The following is an 18,597-nucleotide window of genomic DNA, read 5'->3' as shown; positions in this document are numbered from 1 at the left end:
CCACAACTTGGCCTATACCTTCCGTATGCGAATGCAGCAGATTGAGGGTCAATTCGTTCCATAGTAAATGGGCGTCATCACCTATTACCGGACAGCGCTGTCCGCCGCCTCTCGAATGGCCCTGATCGCTCCTGCGCGGTCGCTGCGGCCGAACACTGCATTACCTGCCACAAGCACATCCGCCCCTGCTCCAGCTACAAGCGGTGCCGTAGCTTCGGCTACTCCGCCGTCTACCTCGATAAGCAGACCCTTGTGATGGATCTCTTCAGCCCACTCCCGGAGCTGCGTAATCTTATGCAGGGTGCGCGGAATGAAGGCCTGCCCGCCGAAGCCCGGATTGACGGTCATCACAAGCACCATATCCACATCCTCCAGAACCTCACGCACCGCAGCAGCCGGCGTAGCCGGATTAATGGCCACCCCTGCCATCAGGCCGAGCTCCTTGATCTGATGGATTACACGATGCAGATGTACGCAGGCTTCGGCGTGTACCGTAATCACAGAAGCGCCCGCTGCCGCAAAATCAGCGATATAGCGTTCCGGGTTCTCAATCATTAAATGTACATCCAGAGGTAAAGAAGTATGGGATCTCACCGCGGACACAATCGCGGGACCCAGCGTAATATTCGGCACAAAATGTCCGTCCATCACATCTACATGAATCCAGTCCGCGCCGCTGGCTTCCGCTTCGGCCACCTCTGCGCCCAGCGCTGCGAAATCTGCTGACAATATGGAAGGAGCAATTTTCACCATAAGTTTAGTACCTCCGCTTTTTATCTTTCATTTCATTAAAGAACAGCTTGTAATGCTCGTAACGGCTATCTGCAATATCCCCGGACTTCCAGGCTTCTATCACCTTGCAGCCCGGTTCGTGCAGATGGCTGCAGCCGCGGAATTTGCAATTCTCCGCATAAGAGGCGAACTCCCGGAAGCACACGGACAGCTCATCCACTCCCAGCTCCAGGAAATCCAGCTGGCTGAAGCCCGGAGTGTCGGCCACAAATCCTCCATTACCTATATCCATCAGCTCTACATGGCGTGTGGTGTGCCGTCCGCGCCCGAGACGGAGGCTGATCTCTCCTGTCTCCAGCGCCAGGCCCGGTACAAGGCGGTTGAGCAGTGTGGACTTCCCTACGCCCGACTGTCCCGAGAAGACGCTGATGATACCGGCCAGACGCTGACGCAGCTCATCCGCACCTGATCCGTTCAGCGAGCTTGTGACCATGACCTCGTAACCAATCTGCTCATATAGAGCTTTGACGGCTTCCGTAGCCTGACCTTCATCATCGGCCAGATCCTGCTTCGTGAGCACAATCAGCGTCTCCAGGCCGGAATGCTCGATATGAACCAGGAACTTGTCCAGCAGATTAAGATTCATATCCGGCTCCCGCACGGAGAACAGCAGCACCGCGAGCTTCACGTTAGCCACCTGCGGACGGATCAGCTCCGATTCACGGGGAAGCAGCTCATCTACCATGCCCTCTCCGTTCTCGGTCAGCACATAGATTACCCGGTCACCGACCAGCGGCGCAATTCCTTTCTTCTTCAGAATGCCGCGCCCCCGGCACTGTACCGCCTCTTCCTCAGTTACAATCTGTTCATCCTTGAGTGGCTTAACATAGTAATATCCGCTTAACGCTTTGATTATGATTCCTTCAGGCATACATGCTGAGCCTTCCTCTCCTGATATTTACGCAAATGACCCAAGTGTGTAGAACCCCGGGTCATTTCGCTGCTTCAGCCCTGCCCGTATTCCCGGCAGCCCGGCTGAAGCTTATCTCTGTTCTATTATTTAGAGCCTTTATCCTTGCCGGGCTTGTTGTCAGAGCCCTTACCGTTACCTTTTCCCTTACTGTTACCCTTGCTGAGGGCAGAAGCCAGCTCATTGTTATTCTGTCCGTTACCCGGAACATAACCCGTCTGGTCCGTCTCGCCCGTCACCTCTCCTTCTCCAGTGTCCGGCGGAATAATCGCCGGCTCTGCTGTCGGCTCGGGAGCCGGAGTCTCAGTAGGCTGAACAGGCTCGGTAGGAGCAACTGTCGGTGCAGGCGTCTGTGTCTCCACCGGAGGCGGTTCAGGCTGCTGCACCGTGTTATTCTTGACATCCACATAGGTGATCGGGTAAGTCTCCAGGAACTCCCCGTCCCGGTATACAGATACCATGCCGTCTTTATTAGGGGCAAGCAGCATGTTCACGGATAGGGTCTGGCTTTTGCCAATCGTGCGCGTGCCCCACTCCTGGTTCTCGCCTCCATTGCGTGCATCCGCAAACACAATACGGATCTTGCTCTTCTTGCCGTCTGCAACCGGTGCAACCGGAACATTGAACGTAAATTCCAGAGCCTCCGGCGGGTACCCTGTGCTGATGTAGATCGTAATCTTCTCGCCTGGAGGGACCAGATCCCCTGCCTCATAGGCCCACTGCTTCGTAACCTCACCCTTCTTGTAAGTGAAGCTTGGCTCTTCCTTGACCGCATCCAGCACTAGACCTACACTCTCCAGCGCAGCCTTGGCTTCCTTCTCCGTCTTCCCGATGAGATCCGGCATCTGGGTGCTCTCTTTGCCTTTGCTCACGATCAGCTTGACGGTTACCGTCTCAGGATCATATTCAGTGTCTGCGGCAGGCTCAGAGCTAATGACCTTACCCTTGGCAAATTCCTCACTGAAGCGTTCATCAGGAGTGATTCTGCTCTGGGCTATGCCAAGCGCGATTAACTCCTTGACGGCATCGTCATAACTCAGGTTAGAGACATCCTTAAGCTTAGGCAATACCTTGGCAGCACTTACCGTCAGGATAATATGAGTTCCTTCTTTGACCATCGTATTGGTCTTGTTCTGCTTCCAGACAATATTCTCTTCGAAATTAGGATTATACTCAACCAGCGCAGGCTCCTCGGCAAACAGCCCCACAGCCTCAAGCTCAGCCTTGGCCTCCTGGAAGGTCTTCCCCGTCACCGCAGGCACCGAGACTTCATCGACCGACAGCTTGGAATTGACATACCATACAATTCCGGTCATGGCGATTAACACGACCAGCGTAAGGCTGATCCACAGCGCTGCACGGCCCTTGCGCTTCACAGCAGCAGGCGGCGGAGCTTCCTCCATACTGCGGATTCGCTCCTCTCCGCCGCCACGGCTGCTTAGCCCGCGCTGCAGCGGCTTGATCGCCGGAATGATGCGTGTTCTGTCCTCATCATCATCGTCCTGGAACAGCATCTTGGCTTCGCTGCGCCGTTCAGGCAGCAGACAGGTCTCCAGATCCTGCAGCATTTGCTTGGCAGACTGGTAGCGCTCCTCCGGGTTCTTGCGCATCGACTTCAGGATTACATTCTCCACGCTTTGCGGAATCAACGGATTCAGCAGTCGCGGCTCCTCGAATTCCTCCTGCAGATGCTTCAGCGCCACGCTGATCGGACTCTCCCCTAAGAAAGGCAATACACCCGTAAGCATCTGATACAGTACGATGCCCAGGGAGTAGAGGTCCGACTTCTCGCCTGTAGTTACGCCCTTGGCATGCTCCGGCGAGAAATAATGCACAGAACCGACCACAGAGCCTGTCTGGGTAATCGTCGTGGAGGTAACGGCCCGGGCGATCCCGAAGTCGGTAACCTTAACCCGCCCGTTACGGCCGATCAGAATATTATGAGGCTTAATATCGCGGTGTATAATCTGGTTCATATGCGCATGATCCAGCGCATCACAAATCTGCGAGGCAATCCGCACGGATTCATCCACCTGCATCGGTGCCCGCTCTTTGATAATCTCATTCAGGTTCTTGCCTTCAATATATTCCATAACGATATAATGGACTTCATCTTCCTGGCCGACATCGTATATGCTGACTACGTTGGGATGAGATAATGATGCAGCTGATTGCGCCTCCCGCCGGAACCGGCGGATGAATTCCTCATCATGCACAAATTGATTGCGCAGTACTTTGATAGCAACATTCCGGTTAAGCAGAATATCATGGGCTCTATAGACAAGCGCCATGCCTCCTCCGCCGATCCGTTCGATGACTTGGTAACGGCCGCCCAATTCGTGACCGATCATCTTTCCCACTCCTTTGTCTCGGGCACTGCGGCCTCTCCTTGGTGTTCCAGCATAGCAACGCTTATATTATCGCTGCCGCCCGCAAGCAATGCCAGTTGAAGTAATCGCTCTGCTCTTTCTTCCAGAGATATTTCATTGATTCCGGCTACCTTGCCCAGATGCTCCAGACTGACATAATTGCTGAGTCCATCACTGCACAGCAGCAGGAGCTCACCAATTGCAAGCGTAACATATGCCAGATCCGCGGATACCACTGTATCCGTCCCCAGCGCCCTGGTAAGCACATTGCGGCGCGGATGATTATCCAGCTCCTCCAGACTGATCTGGCCGTTCCTGAACAGCTCATTCACCAGCGTATGGTCCTCGGTTAGCTGCCTGGCTTCACCGTCCCGGATCAGATAAGCCCTGCTGTCTCCGATATGGCCGATATAGCCTGCCGACCCTTTCAGCAGTGCAGCAACGATGGTGGTCCCCATATTATGGAGCTTCTCATCGCTCTGAGCTTCTCTGTGAACTGTGTTATTGGCTTCCATGATGGCGGTAGTCAGCGCTTCCTTCAGCTCTGCCTCCGGGAGATCAGGCTCCAGCTGGTCCAGAATACCCCTGACCGTCTCAAGTGCAAGCCTGCTCGCGGTATCGCCAGCCAGATGCCCCCCCATCCCGTCGGCAATAATGCCGAGGGTATAACCGTGGCGCGTAGCGCCGATCCAGACTGAATCCTCATTGACGGTACGTACCCGGCCAATGTCGCTGGCTTGAACTGTTCTGATCAAATATCCTCACCCCAACTCCATATGTTTGGCGCGCAGCTGTCCGCATGCGGCCGCAATATCATGGCCCTGCTCACGGCGGATGGTAACATTCACGCCATGATCGGCCAGTATACGCTGAAATTCAAAGATATCATTGCGGGAAGTCCGGACATACTTGCGCTCAGGCACATGATTGACCGGAATCAGGTTCACATGGCAGAGCATGGTCTTGAGCACACCCGCCAGCTCCTCTGCATGCTCCTTCTGATCATTCACGCCGCCGATCAAGGCGTACTCGAAGCTGATCCGGCGGCCTGTCTTAGCCTGATAGTAGCGCAGGGACTCAATTACATCGTCGAACGGATAACGGCGGTTCACCGGCATCAGCTTGGAACGGAGCGTATCGTTAGGAGCGTGAATCGAGATCGCCAGATTAATCTGTGTATCTTCATCCGCGAATTTGTAGATGTTCGGCACAATTCCGCTGGTGGATACGGTGATATGGCGCTGGCCAATATTCAGGCCCTTCTCATGGATCATCAGACGCAGGAATCTCATGGTTGCATCATAGTTCTCGAAGGGCTCGCCTGTACCCATAATGACAATGCTGCTTACACGTTCGCCGCGCGCATCAAGGATCTGCTGGGAACGGACAACCTGGGCAACGATCTCCCCTGCAGTCAGGTCCCGCTTGAGACCGCCAAGGGTAGAGGCACAGAAGGTACAGCCGATCCGGCAGCCTACCTGGGTGGTCACACACACACTGTTGCCGTAATTATGCTTCATAATAACTGTCTCAATCGCATGATCATCATGCAGACCGAACAGGAATTTCACGGTGCCGTCCTTGGACTCCAGCTTCGTAATCTCGGTGAGTGCCGAAATACTGAACTGATCAAACAGCTTGGCTCTGAGTGCCTTGGAGAGGTTGCTCATGGACTCGAAGTCATTGACCCGCTTCACATACAGCCAGTCAAAGATCTGCCCGCCGCGAAAAGCCGGCTCTCCGTTGTCCTTGGCCCATTGCTGCAACTCTTCTAAAGAAAAATCATATATTAAAGGTTTCATTGTATTTTTGCACCTGTGCTTTCATAAATTATATGCGTATTGTTTCTCATTCTTCCTATTTTAACACAAAACTCAGAACCGGTAAAAGAAAAGCCCGCCGCGCGGAGGATTCTGCGGGCGGGAAGCTGTAGTCCTGAAGCACAATCAGTATATTACAAGAGTCGCTCCAGCCGGGCAATATAGAAGCCGTCGCTGCCATAATGATGCGGGAGCAGCTGTATGCCGTCACCGGCAGCAAGCGCGGTTCCTTCCAGCCGCTCCCAGACGGCTGACTTGAAGCTGACCTGCGCGAAGCCGGGATTGCGCTCCAGGAAAGCAGCGACAACCCGGCTGTTCTCCGCCTGCTCGGTAGTACACGTGCTGTAGACCAGCACGCCTCCCGGCTTCAGCAGCCCGGAGACTGATTGCAGCAGCTCAAGCTGCAACGCAGCTACGCTGGCAATATCCTCCGGCTGCTTACGCCATTTCAAGTCAGGCTTGCGGCGGATGACCCCAAGCCCCGAGCAAGGAGCGTCCAGCAGAATCCGGTCATAGGATTCCGGCTGGAGGGCTGCACCCAGCTCCAGGGCATCCCCGCTTGCGGTGGTAATGCATTCCAGGCCGAGGCGTGCTGCCTGCTCGGCAATCAGCCCCGCTTTATGCTCATGCAGGTCATTGGCCAATATGGAGCCTTCGTCCTTCATCAGCTCGCCCATATGGGCGCTTTTGCCGCCGGGGGCAGCGCAGCAGTCCAGCACCTTCATCCCGGCTTCGGGAGCGACAACCTCGGCTACCAGCATGGAGCTCTCATCCTGAACGGACAGATAGCCGTCCCGGTACCAGGAGGTCAGCGCCAGATTGCCGCCGCCTCTGATGACCAGCCCGGAAGGACTCACCTTCGATTCTGCGGCATCCAGACCGGCTTCAAGCAGTTCTGCCAGCATGGCCTCCCGGCTAATCATCGTTGTATTGACACGCACACTGACTGCGGGCGGCTCATTATTCGCCGCACACATGGCTTCTGCCGTATCCGGGCCGTATTCCGCCGACCAGCGCTGCACCATCCACAGGGGATGGGAGTGCAGGATGGAGATCCGCTCTTCCCGGCTCAGCCCCTCAGGCAAGACCGGCAGCTCTCCCGCCCGCAGCACACTGCGCAGCACGCCATTGACCATACCCGAGATGCCCTGATGGCCGCGTCGCTTGGAGATATTCACAGCCTCGTTAACGGCTGCATGCGAAGGAACCCGGTCCAGATACATGATCTGATACAGGCTTAACCGCAGCAGACTCCGTACCCAGGGCTCCAGCTTGGCCATCCCTTTGCTGACGAAGCTGCTGAGAACATAATCGAGGGTAATCATCCGTGAGAGGGTTCCGTACACCAGCTCTGTAGCAAGTCCCGTATCCTCCCGGCTGAGGTCCGCTTTCTGGAGGCTGCTTCCCAGCAACAGGTTACTGTAAGCACCCTGTTGCTCTACGCGCACCAGAATATCAAGAGCAACCTCCCGCGCAGAAGCTGGCGCAGCAGGCTTGCCGCCCGGCCGATTCCGGCCCGCTCCGCCGGTTCTGCCGGGGGCAGGCTTTGTGCCGGAGGCCGCAGGCTGATTGCCGGAAGTACGCGGACGCGGTCCGCCGCCTCCCTTACCGCCCGCGCTCAACCGAGCACCGTGCCGGGTGCGAGGGTTGCACCACGGCTGAAGTCGGCTGCGCTCATGGCTTTTTTGCCGGCAGGCTGGACGCTTGTAAGCCGCAGCGTCCCGTCACCGGTCTTCACCTCAACGCCGCGTTCGCTCACGGACAGCACGGTGCCCGGAGCCGCGCTACCGCCCGGCTGTTCCTCCGCCTGCGGCTTCACCGCCGCCCATGCCTTGAAGGTCTCGCCGTTCCACAGGGTGAACGCACCCGAGAACGGCACCAGGCCGCGAATCTGGTTGTATAGCTCCAGCGAGCCCCGGCTCCAGTCGATCCGTTCATCTTCCCGGTTTAGATTCGGCGCATAGGTTGCTTCACTGTCATCCTGCACGGCAGCTTCTACACGGCCGGCAGCCAGTCGCGGCATCTCTGCCTTGAGAAGCTCCCGTCCGGCCACGCTTAGCTTCTCGAACAGCGTTCCTGAAGTATCGTCATCCTCTATCGCTACCTCCACCCGCGAGATCATATCTCCGGTGTCCAATCCTTCCGCCATATACATCAGCGTCACACCGGTCACCTTCTCGCCGTTCATGATACAGCGCTGTATCGGAGCACCGCCCCGGTACTTGGGCAGCAGTGAGCCATGAACATTCACACATCCGTTCGCCGGCAGCTCCAGAACGCTCTTCGGAAGAATCTGTCCATAAGCGGCGGTAACAATCAGATCCGGCTCATAGGCCGCCAGCTCAGCCACCGATTCAGGGCGGCGCAGCCGTTCGGGCTGAAGGACCGGCAGTCCCAGCTCCAGTGCAGCCGCCTTCACCGGGGATGGGGCCAGCGTCTTCTTGCGGCCTTGCGGCCGGTCCGGCTGAGTCACCACAGCCACTACCTCATAGCCCTCTTCTAGCAGCATCCGCAGGGAGGGGACTGCAAAGGCCGGTGTTCCCATGAACACTATTCTCATTTCATTCACTCCTCAGTTTCACTGCGTTCTGCTGTGTATTCATAGACCTTCTCAGCAATGTCTGTGAACAGCACGCCATTCAGGTGATCGATCTCATGCTGAAAAGCCCGGGCCAGCAGGCCGCTTCCGGTAATGGTCACTTCCTCGCCCTCGCGGTTCAGGCCACGTACAGTTACTGTCTCCGCACGGCGGACATCCCCGTTCAGGCCGGGAATACTCAGGCAGCCTTCGGGTCCGAACTGTTCCCCCTCCATGCTGAGAATCTCGGGATTGATCAGCTTGATCAATCCATGCTCCTCATCGGCATCGATTACAATCAGCCGCTTCAGGATTCCTACCTGCGGAGCTGCGAGACCTACTCCTTCCGCGTCATACATCGTATCTGCCATATCATCGAGCAGTTTTTGTACATTGGGGGTAACGGTGGTTACCGTCTTCGCTTTTTTGTGCAATACTTCATCCGGTTCTTTCACAATCAGCCTGATTGCCATTTACACTAACACCATCCTTGTTCAAATATAAGAATGTATATGTCTCACGCTATACATTATCCTTCTATTTCTTGCCGAAACGGCAGGGCAAAACCGCCTTACCATTGTAACACGCCCGGGAATTACATCAACATCTGCGGATCGACATCGATGCTGATCTGCAGTCCCTTATCGCGGACAGAATCCTCCAGCTCCTCCGCCACCTGGCGGGCCAGTGCAATGGCGTCAATCGCACCGCGCCATTTGATAATGCACTGGAACCGGTAACGCCCCTTCAGCCGGGGCAGCGGCGAGGCGACCGGTCCCAGCAGATCCAGCGCATCCGAGGAGAGCTTGTCCAGGCTGCCGTACCAGCGCAGCTGTCTGGCTTTGCCCTGAATGCTGAGCGCATAGTTCTCTGCAAGCTTCAGCAGCAGCGGAAGCTGCTCATGCGACAGGGTAACCAGAATCAGCCGGCAATACGGCGGGTAATGCAGCTCTTTGCGGTGCTTCAGCTCGTCCCGGACGAATGAACGGTAATCATGCCCGCTGGCGTGGATAATCGAATAATGCTCCGGTGTATACGACTGGACCACCACCTCGCCGGGGAGCTGGTGCCGGCCCGCACGGCCGGCAACCTGCGTCAAGAGCTGAAAGGTCTTCTCCGCCGCCCGGAAATCAGGCAGATTGAGCGCAGAATCCGCAGTAATGACCCCAACCAGTGTTACATCAGGGAAGTCGAGTCCTTTGGCGACCATCTGTGTACCCAGCAGCACATCGGCCTTCTTGTCCCTGAATTGGTTCAGGAGCTTCTCATGCGAGCCCTTCTCCGTGGTCGTGTCCACATCCATACGTATCACCCGGATACCAGGGAACAGCTTGCCCAGCTCTTCTTCTACCCGTTGTGTGCCTGTCCCGAAGAAGCGGATATGCTCACTGCCGCATTCCGGGCATACCTTGGGCGCAGGTTCTGCATGCCCGCAGTAATGGCAGCGCAGATTGTCGCTGCGGCTGTGATAGGTCAGCGAGATATCGCATTCCGGGCAGCCAGCAACGTAGCCGCAGCTCCGGCACATGACGAAGGTCGAGAAGCCTCTGCGGTTGAGCAGCAGCACTGTCTGTTCGCCACGCTCCAGCCTGCTCACCAGAGCGGCATGCAGACTGCGGCTGAACATGGAGCGGTTACCTTCCTTCAGCTCCTCACGCATGTCAACGACAGCCACCTTCGGCAGCTCGTTGCCCAGTGCGCGGCTCGGCATCTCCAGCAGAATCGGCGAGAAGTGGATGTCACTCTGCGATCTGGCGGCATGATAGCTCTCCAGTGAAGGTGTTGCAGAGCCCAGAATTACCACGGCCCCGCCCTGCTCTGCCCTGCGGACAGCCACATCACGGGCATGGTATTTCGGATTCTCCTCCTGCTTATATGATCCTTCATGCTCTTCATCCATAATAATCAGACCCAGATTGGCGAACGGGGCAAACACCGCAGAGCGGGCTCCCACCGCAACCATTGCCTTGCCTTCCCGGATCTTCCGCCACTCGTCATAGCGTTCACCCACAGACAGCCGGCTGTGCATCACCGCCACCCCGCTGCCGAACCGGCCCTTGAACCGTTCCACCATCTGCGGAGTCAGTGCAATCTCGGGCACCAGCACCACTGCCTGCCGACCCTGCTCAATGCAGCGCTGGATCGTCTGCAGATAGATTTCCGTCTTCCCGCTGCCGGTCACCCCATGCAGCAGGAAGACTTCATGCGTCTGCTGCCCGACAGTGCCCACAATCCGCTTATAGACAGCCTCCTGCTCCGCTGTCAGCGGAAGCGGGGTGCTAGGCTTGAAGTCCCGTCCCCGGTAGGGATCACGGTAGACTTCGATTTCGCTGATCTCTATATACCCTTTGTCCGCAAGCGTCTTGACCGTACCCGCAGTAACCTGAAGGATCGCCAGAATATCCTTGAGCGGCATCGGCAGCATCGCTTCCATATCAATCAGGTAGGAGAGCACTTCCTTCTGGCGCGCTGAACGCGCCGGGAAGCTGGAGAGCGACTCCCGGGCTGCTGACAAGCCAATAGCCAGGTCGACGGCCTTAAGCTTCTTTTTGCCCATCTTATCCTTGATCGACTGGCTCTCTGCCAGGACTCCGCGCCGCACCATGAACTTAACCGTCTCCGCAGCCTCGGGGAAGGTACGGGTCAGCAGCTTCATGGATACTTCGCTGTGACGCCTAACGAAGTCAATGATCTGCTGTTCTTCGTTGTCCGCCTCAAGAAAGAGCGGAAACAGCTCATCTGTGGGAGCGCTGGACGCTTCCTCTGTATCTCCAAGCGAGATCAAACGCTCGGCTTTGCCCTTCAGGGCAGTCGGAAGCATCGCCTGCAGTGCGGAGATCCGTCTGCAGGCGTATCTTTGGCTCATCCAGTCGGCCAGCTCAACCAACTCCGGCGATAGGGGAGGAAGCAGATCCAGTACTTCAACAATCGGCTTCATCCGGGAGACACTGCCGGTCTCCCCTGATTCCAGGGACACTACGAACCCCTGAACCGTACGGGGGCCGAACGGAACAGCGACTCTGCTGCCCACCTCAATCCACAGCTTCAGAGCATCCGGGATAATATAGTCAAACGGCCGGTCGGTGCTGCGTACAGGAACATCGACAATGACCTTGGCAATATCCATTATAATAAGGCTCCGGCAACACGCTCAGCCGCCAGCCGCAGAATCCGGCGCGCCACCTCATCCTTGGAAGCCAGCGGAAGATCCAGCACCAGGCCTTCGGCATCATACACTTTGACAATATTGGTATCCGTGCCGAATCCCGCACCCTCCATGGCCACATCATTGGCTACAATCAGATCGAGGTTCTTTCGGACCAGCTTGTCCTTGGCATAGACCTCGGCATTTCCGGTCTCGGCGGCAAAGCCGATCAGGAACTGCTTGTCCTTGATTCTGCCCAGGCTCTCCAGAATATCAGTCGTCTTCACCAGCTCAAGCGTCATGGTGCTGCCGCTCTTCTTAATCTTCGAGTCACTGCTCTCGCGTGGACGGTAATCCGCAACCGCCGCTGCTTTCACAAGAATATCGCAATGACTCCAGCGGGCCATGACTGCATCGTGCATCTCCTGTGCTGACTGGACACGGATCAGATCGATACCGGCATCACGGGGGGGCGCCTCATCGGTACGCGCGGCAATCAGCGTCACCGCAGCACCCATGGCACGCGCGGCGCGCGCGAGGGCGAAGCCCATTTTACCCGAGGAATCATTGGAGATATAACGGACAGGATCAATACGTTCTACCGTGCCTCCTGCGGTAATCACCACTTTTTTACCCGCAAGCGGTCCGGAGGTCTTCTCCTTCTGCAGTACAAAAAAGTTCTCAACCACCTTCACAATCTCTTCCGGCTCCTCCAGCCGTCCCTTGCCCACATACCCGCAGGCCAGCAGCCCTTCACCGGGCTCAATAAACTGAACGCCTCTGTTATAAAGGATATCCATATTGCTGAGGACCGCCGGATGCTGATACATATGAACATTCATCGCCGGAGCTACCATAATAGGCGCTGTTGTGGCAAGCAGCGTGGTGGACAGCATGTCGTCTGCCAGCCCGTGGGCCATCTTGGCAATAATGTTGGCCGTAGCCGGCGCAATCAGGACCAGGTCGGCGGCATCCGCCAGATCAATATGTGAAATCGAGGACGGATCGCGTTCCTGGAACGTATCACTGTACACCCGCTGCTTCGACAATGACTGGAGCGTCAGCTCCGTAATGAACTGCTTGGCCGATGACGTCATAATGACATGCACCTCGGCGCCCTTCTGGGTAAGCTTGCTGGTCAGCGCCGCGGCCTTATACGCAGCAATCCCGCCGGTAATTCCGAGTATAATCGACTTCCCTTGTAAGCTCTTCAATCTGATCTCCCTCCGTTCCTCAATCTGCACCCATTCTATATTCTGCTATGAAAAGAAGAAATGAAAATCTTCATATTTACGGCTTCGTTATGTCATATTTACGCTAAAAGAAGCCTGCGCTTCAAATGATCCTTATATATAGAGAAAAAAATAACAACCTTCCGGTTGTCAGGAACAGCCCGGTACGGGCCATTATCACTTCATTGTGCAGCTTCAGCGGGCAGAAACGGCTGCGCCGCCCTTATTCAAGGGACGGCACCATTTCAGGGGACTATTCCTCGCCGCGCGTTACTATAATGCGGTCTTCATAGATTTCTTCAAGTGCAACCCCAACGAATTTGTGGGATTTCGGAGCGATGATATCGGTCTTTCCGCCTTCACGGAGTGCTCTGGCCCGGCGGGCTGAAGCGACTACCAGGGAATACTTGCTGTCGACCTTAGTCACCAGTTCGTCAATGGATGGATATAGCATGTAAGGCACCTCTTCATCTTTTACTGTGGATAGTGTACCAATCCTGTAGAACCGATCATCTCACCTTACAATGTTCGGCGATAATAATACTTTCTATTCGCTTGCAGGCCAGATCAATCTCATCATTCACCACGGCATAATCATAGTGCCGGATCAAACCGATCTCATCCTCGGCCACAGACATGCGGTGGCTGATCACATCAGGATGCTCTGTTCCGCGTCCGCGAATACGGTCCTTCAACTCGTCCATGGACGGAGGGAGAAGGAACACAAAGATCCCTTCGGGGAATTTCTCTTTGACCTTGAGTGCTCCCTGAACCTCAATCTCCAGAATAATATCTCTTCCGCTCTCGAGGGTTCTCTCTACAAAGTCACGCGGAGTACCGTAATAATTGCCTACGTACTCCGCATATTCCAGCAGCTTGTCGCCTTCAATCATGTCGGCGAACTGCTCTCTGGATTTGAAAAAATAATTGACTCCGTTCTCTTCACCTGCACGCGGAGAGCGTGTGGTGGCAGAAACGGAATAGACGAGTTCAGGCATCTTCGGCCGCAGCGCTGTGCATACCGTGCCTTTGCCGACACCGGAAGGGCCGGATAGTATAATCAGCAATCCTTTTGACATAGTACACTCCAATTGTTGTTATTCGTCGTTATCGTCGTCTTTGCTGGATAGGCGGTGAGCTACCGTCTCAGGCTGTACAGCCGAGAGAATCACATGGTCGCTGTCGGTAATAATGACAGCCCGCGTCCGCCTCCCGTAGGTGGCATCGATCAGCATATGCCTGTCTCTGGCCTCCTGGATAATTCTCTTAATCGGTGCCGATTCCGGGCTGACAATGGAAATAATACGGTTCGCTGACACGATATTCCCAAAGCCGATGTTGATTAATTTGATTGCCATGTTCCGGTTGTTCCCCCCATAAGTAACATCATAGCTTGCTCCCTGGTTCCTGTCATTCCAGGTTCGCCGCCTGCTCCCGAATCTTCTCGAGCTCCGCCTTCATATCAAGCGTCAGATTCACAACCGCCAGATGACTGCACTTCGACCCTATTGTGTTGGTCTCCCTGTTCATCTCCTGGATGAGAAAATCAAGCTTGCGTCCGGCAGGCTCGCTGCCCAGCAGCAAGGCCCGGCACTGGCCAAAATGGCTGTGAAGCCGGGTCAGCTCCTCATCTATATTGCAGCGGTCGGCGAAAATAGCCATCTCCATGCCGAATTTATGCTCATCCCAGGGGAAGCTCCCGTCATTCAGCAGGTTAAGCCGTTGCCGCAGCTTCTCGCGCTGCTCCTCTACAACCAGAGGCGCATATCTGCTGATTCCGGCATGCAGCTCTTCCAGACGGTCAAGTCTGCGCATCAGATCGGCCGCCAAATAGGAGCCTTCCCGCCCGCGCATCTCCAGCAGGGCCTCCAGACTAAGCTGGAGACCCTGCTCCAGAAGATCTGCAAGTTCTCCGGAGGAGTCAGCAGCAGCCGTCTCTTCCTTCGGTTCCATTACACCGGGCATAGCAAGGATATCCCGCAGGGACAACTCTCCCTTGAAGCCATACTCCCGGACCAGTACCTCCGCTGCATCCAGATAGGAGCTCACCCTGCGGCGGTCCAGCACATGCGTGTCAGCCGCCCCGTCGGTGAGTTCTCTATTAATAATAACATCTACCCGTCCCCGTCTGATATGAGCCTGAACCATTCTGCGCAGCCTATCCTCATACCCCGTCCATTCCCTGGGCAACCGCAGCACAACTTCGCAGTACCGGTTATTCACCGATTTGACCTCGAACGTTATCTTGTGTCCGCCGTATTGCAGGGCTGACTGACCGTATCCGGTCATACTATATGACAACGGAATCACATCCATTACACTATTGTAATTGATTATTACTAGCGAAACAAGGGGGATAACTTACGTCCTTGCTTCTCCCAAATATACTCCAGCAGCTGCACGCTCATATCATAGAACATAAACGGTGTAATCAGATAGATTCCGTTAAAATGTGCAATCGCCGCATCCAGCAGCTCCTTGGCGATCAGCACCCCTTCGGCCCGGCCCGCCTCGCCTTCGAGTCCGGCCATCCGGCTGCGGACCTCGGCGGAAAGCTGAATGCCGGGAACCTCATTATGCAGATACTCTGCATTGCGTCCGCTGGCCAGCGGCATAATGCCGATGAAGATCGGAATATCCAGGTGCTCGGTAGCCTTGGCAATCCGGGCAATCAATTCAGGATCATACACGGGCTGGGTCATAATATAATCCGCACCCGAGGCAATCTTCTTCTCCAGGCGCTCGACCGCTTTGTCCAGATGCTTGACATTGGGATTGAACGCTGCGCCGATGACGAACTTCGCGTTCTGCTTGAGCGGCTTGCCGGAGAAGGCCACGCCGTCATTGAGCTGCTTGATCATACGTATAATTTCAAATGAAGTCAGGTCATAGATCGAGCTTGAGCCGGGCAGATCCCCGAACCGGGCAGGATCTCCGGTCACGGCCAGCACATGGTCAATTCCCAGCGCGTCAAAGCCCATCAGATGCGACTGGGTGCCAATCAGATTGCGGTCACGGCAGGCAATATGCACCAGCGGCCGCAGGCCTGTGCGGGCCTGTACCAGATGCCCCAGCGCCATATTACTCATCCGGGTGACAGCAAGCGAATTATCGGCCAGCGTCAACGCATCGGCTCCGGCCCGGCGCAGCGCCTCTGCCCCCTTCATGAACTTCGCGATGTCCAGATCGCGCGGAGGGTCAAGCTCTACGATAACGGTATGGCGTTCCTTGACCAGATCGACAAGCGTCGGTTCCCCGCCTCCCTGTCCCCCGTCATCCGCCAGATGCTCCTGCACCGCAATGCTCTCAGGCGCACTGAAGACAGCAGGCTCAGGCAGCGGCTCCACAACATAGCCCTTCAAAGCAGCGGAGATTTCAGCGATATGCTTAGGAGTGGTGCCGCAGCAGCCCCCGATAATCCGGCTGCCCATATCCGCGAACACCGGTGCCATCTGGCCGAAATACTCCGGCGATGCCCCGTAGCGGTACTGGCCGTCTACATAATCGGCTACGCCAGCATTAGGATAGATCGACACCGGCAGCGCCAGCTTGCCCTGCAGCGTACCCAGCGCACGCTTGATCCCGTTCGGTCCGGTGTTACAGTTGAAGCCGATCACATCCGCTCCGTCCTGCTGCAGAATATGGAACGCTTCCGGCAGGGTTAATCCGTCCAGTGTCCGTGCCGAATCGTCCACAGCCAGCTGGCAGATCACCGGCAGCGTACTGAGCTTACGCACAGCCTTCAGCGCCAGATGAAGCTCCTCGACATCATAGAAGGTCTCCAGCATGATCCCGTCCGGCGCTTCCTCCAGGAGCGCAGCAATCTGCTGCGAGAAGAATTTCTTCAGCTCAGCGGAGGACAGATTGGCCCGTTTGCCGGCGCGGATCGAGCCGATGGCTCCGACTACATAACCGTTCTCGCCGGCAGCCCGGCGGGCAATGCGGACCCCCGCACGGTTGATGTCCGCCACCTTGGCCTCCAGTCCGAACTTCGACAGCTTGTCGTAGTTCGCGGAGTAGGTATTACTCTCCAGCAGTACAGCACCTGCATTGATATAGCTCCGGTGCACATCCTCAATGACCTCCGGTGAGGTCAGATTCAATTCCTCGTAGGAGATGCCGACAGGGAAACCCTTTTGATACAAAAAAGTTCCCATCGCTCCGTCTCCGACCAACACATTATTCTCCCATGCAGAGCGCAAATCCGGCTTCACCGCAAGAACCTCCCCTTGACTGACATTAGTTTCATACTAATGTAACATAAATCGGGATGGATGATAAGCTTTAGCGGGCAAAAGAGGCGGCCGTCCGTTATTCTTGTATGCCAGTCCGGCAAATGATTCATACTACGCTTAATCTTGCCAAAAGGAGAGTGTAGGAATGAAGAAAAAAATAAGAAAACTGCTGCTGCGCAAATATGCCGTAATTCTCCTGCTGTCGGCGCTCTCGCTGCTGTACCTGTACCTGCTGGACTTGATGTTAGGCTACGGCGCGGAGAATATCCGCTATATTCTGAATTATCTGCTCTATACTACTTCGGAGAAGCTGACTGCGGCTGTACTGGTGCTGCTGATGATCGTGCCGGATGCCATCTATTGGGTGAGCGGCCGTCAGCCCGGCCGGGGAGCGGAGAAATGATCACGAACCGCCGTCACGACGACCAGCAGCACCGGAATGACTATCATTAAATAAGGATATACCCTGTACAGCAGGGTCCCGCCCTCATCGAGATGTTCAATGAAGCTGCGTGCATCCAGCATGGAGGTGAAGAGGATGATCAGTCCGCAGGGATAGAGCATTCTCCGGTACGGCAGCTTGAACAGGTCCGAGATTCCGATCAGCGCGGCAGCAAAGAAGACGGCCATTTTAAAAAACACCCCGATGATCAGCACCATAACCACGAAAATATCCACCCGCTGGATGATATCCGAAACGGAGATCTTGCTGATTGTCGGCATCAGCGGGAGCGGTGAACGCTCAACAATGTCAGCACCCAGAACCGAAACATTCAGCGCCATCGTGAAGCTGAGCAGCAGCGCGGAGAACACCATGGCGGCGGCGATGATCCACGGTCCTTTTTTGACACTGGACAAATACGGCATCAGCATAGTGAAGCACACCATCTCCCCGAACGGAAACATATAATTCTGATGAATCACCGAGCTAAGCACGGGCTGGAAGCCATTCTCCAGTACAGGGAACAGTCTGTGCAGATTGATTGTACCGGAGAGTATCAGCATCACTGTCCCGAACAGGCCGATCCCCAGAACGGCAAACGCAAATACCATGGATGTTCTGCCCAGCACCTCCACTCCCTTATGCAGCACATAAGCTCCCGAGAGCAGCATCAGGGCGCTTAAGATGAACAGCGGAGTATGATGCATAGTCGACATTGCGAGCATGGTGCTGCCATCGCGAAGATCCCGGGCGGCCAGGTTTATGTAGAGAATAATATAGAGCAGGCCTACCGGTGCCCCGATATATTTTCCGAGAATTTGCCGTGTATAGGCTGTAAAAGGCTGGTCCGGGTGCTTACGGTACAGATAGGCGTATCCCGTGAACATGATCAGCCCCGCCGCGCAGCCGATCAGGATCGAGAGCCAGGCATCCCGGCCTGCCCCCATTCCCAGATTAACCACCAGCGCCGTGCCCAGCTCGAACAGCACCGTCAGGCTGAAGAATTCGACGAGTCCGATTTTGACCTTACCCATATTCTGTGGACCTCCTCACCCGGTTACCCTACCGGCAGAC

At 55.8% G+C, this 18,597-nt stretch carries 17 protein-coding genes; 1 reads left to right on the top strand and 16 read right to left on the bottom strand.

All coding sequences use genetic code 11. The features are described from left to right. Positions 1-84: 84 nt before the first annotated feature. From rpe to MKX51_RS12445, 15 genes are all read right to left on the bottom strand, one after another. Positions 85-753 carry a ribulose-phosphate 3-epimerase gene (gene rpe / locus MKX51_RS12515; RefSeq protein WP_340941319.1) on the bottom strand — a complete coding sequence of 223 codons (669 nt, stop codon included), beginning with the start codon at positions 751-753 and terminating at the stop codon, positions 85-87. A 4-nt stretch (positions 754-757) separates the two neighbouring features. Continuing rightward, positions 758-1,663 carry a ribosome small subunit-dependent GTPase A gene (rsgA, locus tag MKX51_RS12510; protein ID WP_036729391.1) on the bottom strand — a complete coding sequence of 302 codons (906 nt, stop codon included), beginning with the start codon at positions 1,661-1,663 and terminating at the stop codon, positions 758-760. 125 nt (positions 1,664-1,788) lie between these two features. After that, positions 1,789-4,053: a Stk1 family PASTA domain-containing Ser/Thr kinase gene (gene pknB / locus MKX51_RS12505; RefSeq protein ID WP_340992588.1), complete on the bottom strand. Its 2,265-nt coding sequence runs from the start codon at positions 4,051-4,053 to the stop codon at positions 1,789-1,791. Then, entirely contained in the window at positions 4,050-4,826 is a 777-nt protein-coding gene (locus tag MKX51_RS12500) for a Stp1/IreP family PP2C-type Ser/Thr phosphatase (RefSeq protein ID WP_036729396.1), read from the bottom strand. The genes pknB and MKX51_RS12500 overlap by 4 nt, the downstream gene beginning before the upstream one ends. Before the next feature lie 6 nt (positions 4,827-4,832). Beyond that, positions 4,833-5,873 carry a 23S rRNA (adenine(2503)-C(2))-methyltransferase RlmN gene (rlmN, locus tag MKX51_RS12495; RefSeq protein ID WP_340992587.1) on the bottom strand — a complete coding sequence of 347 codons (1,041 nt, stop codon included), beginning with the start codon at positions 5,871-5,873 and terminating at the stop codon, positions 4,833-4,835. Positions 5,874-6,025: 152 nt separating this feature from the next. Next, a complete protein-coding gene (gene rsmB, locus MKX51_RS12490; RefSeq protein ID WP_340992586.1) occupies positions 6,026-7,513 on the bottom strand; it encodes a 16S rRNA (cytosine(967)-C(5))-methyltransferase RsmB in 1,488 nt (495 codons plus the stop codon). Beyond that, the gene (gene fmt, locus MKX51_RS12485) at positions 7,510-8,451 is read right to left on the bottom strand and encodes a methionyl-tRNA formyltransferase (protein ID WP_036729402.1); all 942 of its coding nucleotides are present in this window, start codon (positions 8,449-8,451) and stop codon (positions 7,510-7,512) included. Before fmt ends, rsmB begins: the two co-directional genes overlap by 4 nt. A 5-nt stretch (positions 8,452-8,456) precedes the next feature. After that, positions 8,457-8,942 carry a peptide deformylase gene (gene def, locus MKX51_RS12480; protein ID WP_340941326.1) on the bottom strand — a complete coding sequence of 162 codons (486 nt, stop codon included), beginning with the start codon at positions 8,940-8,942 and terminating at the stop codon, positions 8,457-8,459. Positions 8,943-9,064: 122 nt separating this feature from the next. Beyond that, positions 9,065-11,596: a primosomal protein N' gene (gene priA, locus MKX51_RS12475; RefSeq protein WP_340992585.1), complete on the bottom strand. Its 2,532-nt coding sequence runs from the start codon at positions 11,594-11,596 to the stop codon at positions 9,065-9,067. Beyond that, positions 11,596-12,828 carry a bifunctional phosphopantothenoylcysteine decarboxylase/phosphopantothenate--cysteine ligase CoaBC gene (gene coaBC, locus MKX51_RS12470; RefSeq protein ID WP_340992584.1) on the bottom strand — a complete coding sequence of 411 codons (1,233 nt, stop codon included), beginning with the start codon at positions 12,826-12,828 and terminating at the stop codon, positions 11,596-11,598. Before coaBC ends, priA begins: the two co-directional genes overlap by 1 nt. Before the next feature lie 271 nt (positions 12,829-13,099). Then, positions 13,100-13,300, bottom strand: coding sequence for a DNA-directed RNA polymerase subunit omega (gene rpoZ, locus MKX51_RS12465; protein ID WP_076074388.1), 201 nt, complete (start codon positions 13,298-13,300; stop codon positions 13,100-13,102). Positions 13,301-13,355: 55 nt separating this feature from the next. Next, entirely contained in the window at positions 13,356-13,925 is a 570-nt protein-coding gene (gene gmk, locus MKX51_RS12460) for a guanylate kinase (protein ID WP_036694520.1), read from the bottom strand. An 18-nt stretch (positions 13,926-13,943) separates the two neighbouring features. After that, a complete protein-coding gene (gene remA / locus MKX51_RS12455) occupies positions 13,944-14,204 on the bottom strand; it encodes an extracellular matrix/biofilm regulator RemA (RefSeq protein ID WP_006209218.1) in 261 nt (86 codons plus the stop codon). Positions 14,205-14,256: 52 nt separating this feature from the next. Beyond that, positions 14,257-15,147, bottom strand: coding sequence for a YicC/YloC family endoribonuclease (locus tag MKX51_RS12450; protein WP_340992583.1), 891 nt, complete (start codon positions 15,145-15,147; stop codon positions 14,257-14,259). Positions 15,148-15,185: 38 nt separating this feature from the next. Further along, complete coding sequence (locus tag MKX51_RS12445) at positions 15,186-17,060, bottom strand: bifunctional homocysteine S-methyltransferase/methylenetetrahydrofolate reductase (protein WP_340992582.1); 1,875 nt, start codon at positions 17,058-17,060, stop codon at positions 15,186-15,188. A gap of 166 nt (positions 17,061-17,226) precedes the next feature. On the opposite strand from MKX51_RS12445, the gene MKX51_RS12440 reads away from it, so the two are divergent. Then, on the top strand, positions 17,227-17,484 hold the full coding sequence (locus MKX51_RS12440; protein WP_340992581.1) for a hypothetical protein: 258 nt from the start codon (positions 17,227-17,229) through the stop codon (positions 17,482-17,484). Here the strand turns inward: MKX51_RS12440 and MKX51_RS12435 are convergent. After that, positions 17,457-18,557, bottom strand: coding sequence for a GerAB/ArcD/ProY family transporter (locus MKX51_RS12435; protein ID WP_340992580.1), 1,101 nt, complete (start codon positions 18,555-18,557; stop codon positions 17,457-17,459). The two genes, MKX51_RS12440 and MKX51_RS12435, sit on opposite strands and share 28 nt — an antisense overlap. Positions 18,558-18,597 lie beyond the last annotated feature (40 nt).

This window comes from Paenibacillus sp. FSL M7-0420, from assembly GCF_038002345.1.
Classification (GTDB): domain Bacteria; phylum Bacillota; class Bacilli; order Paenibacillales; family Paenibacillaceae; genus Paenibacillus_AQ.
Note: the sequence above shows the minus strand (reverse complement) of the source record. Positions and strands in the feature narration are given on the sequence as shown.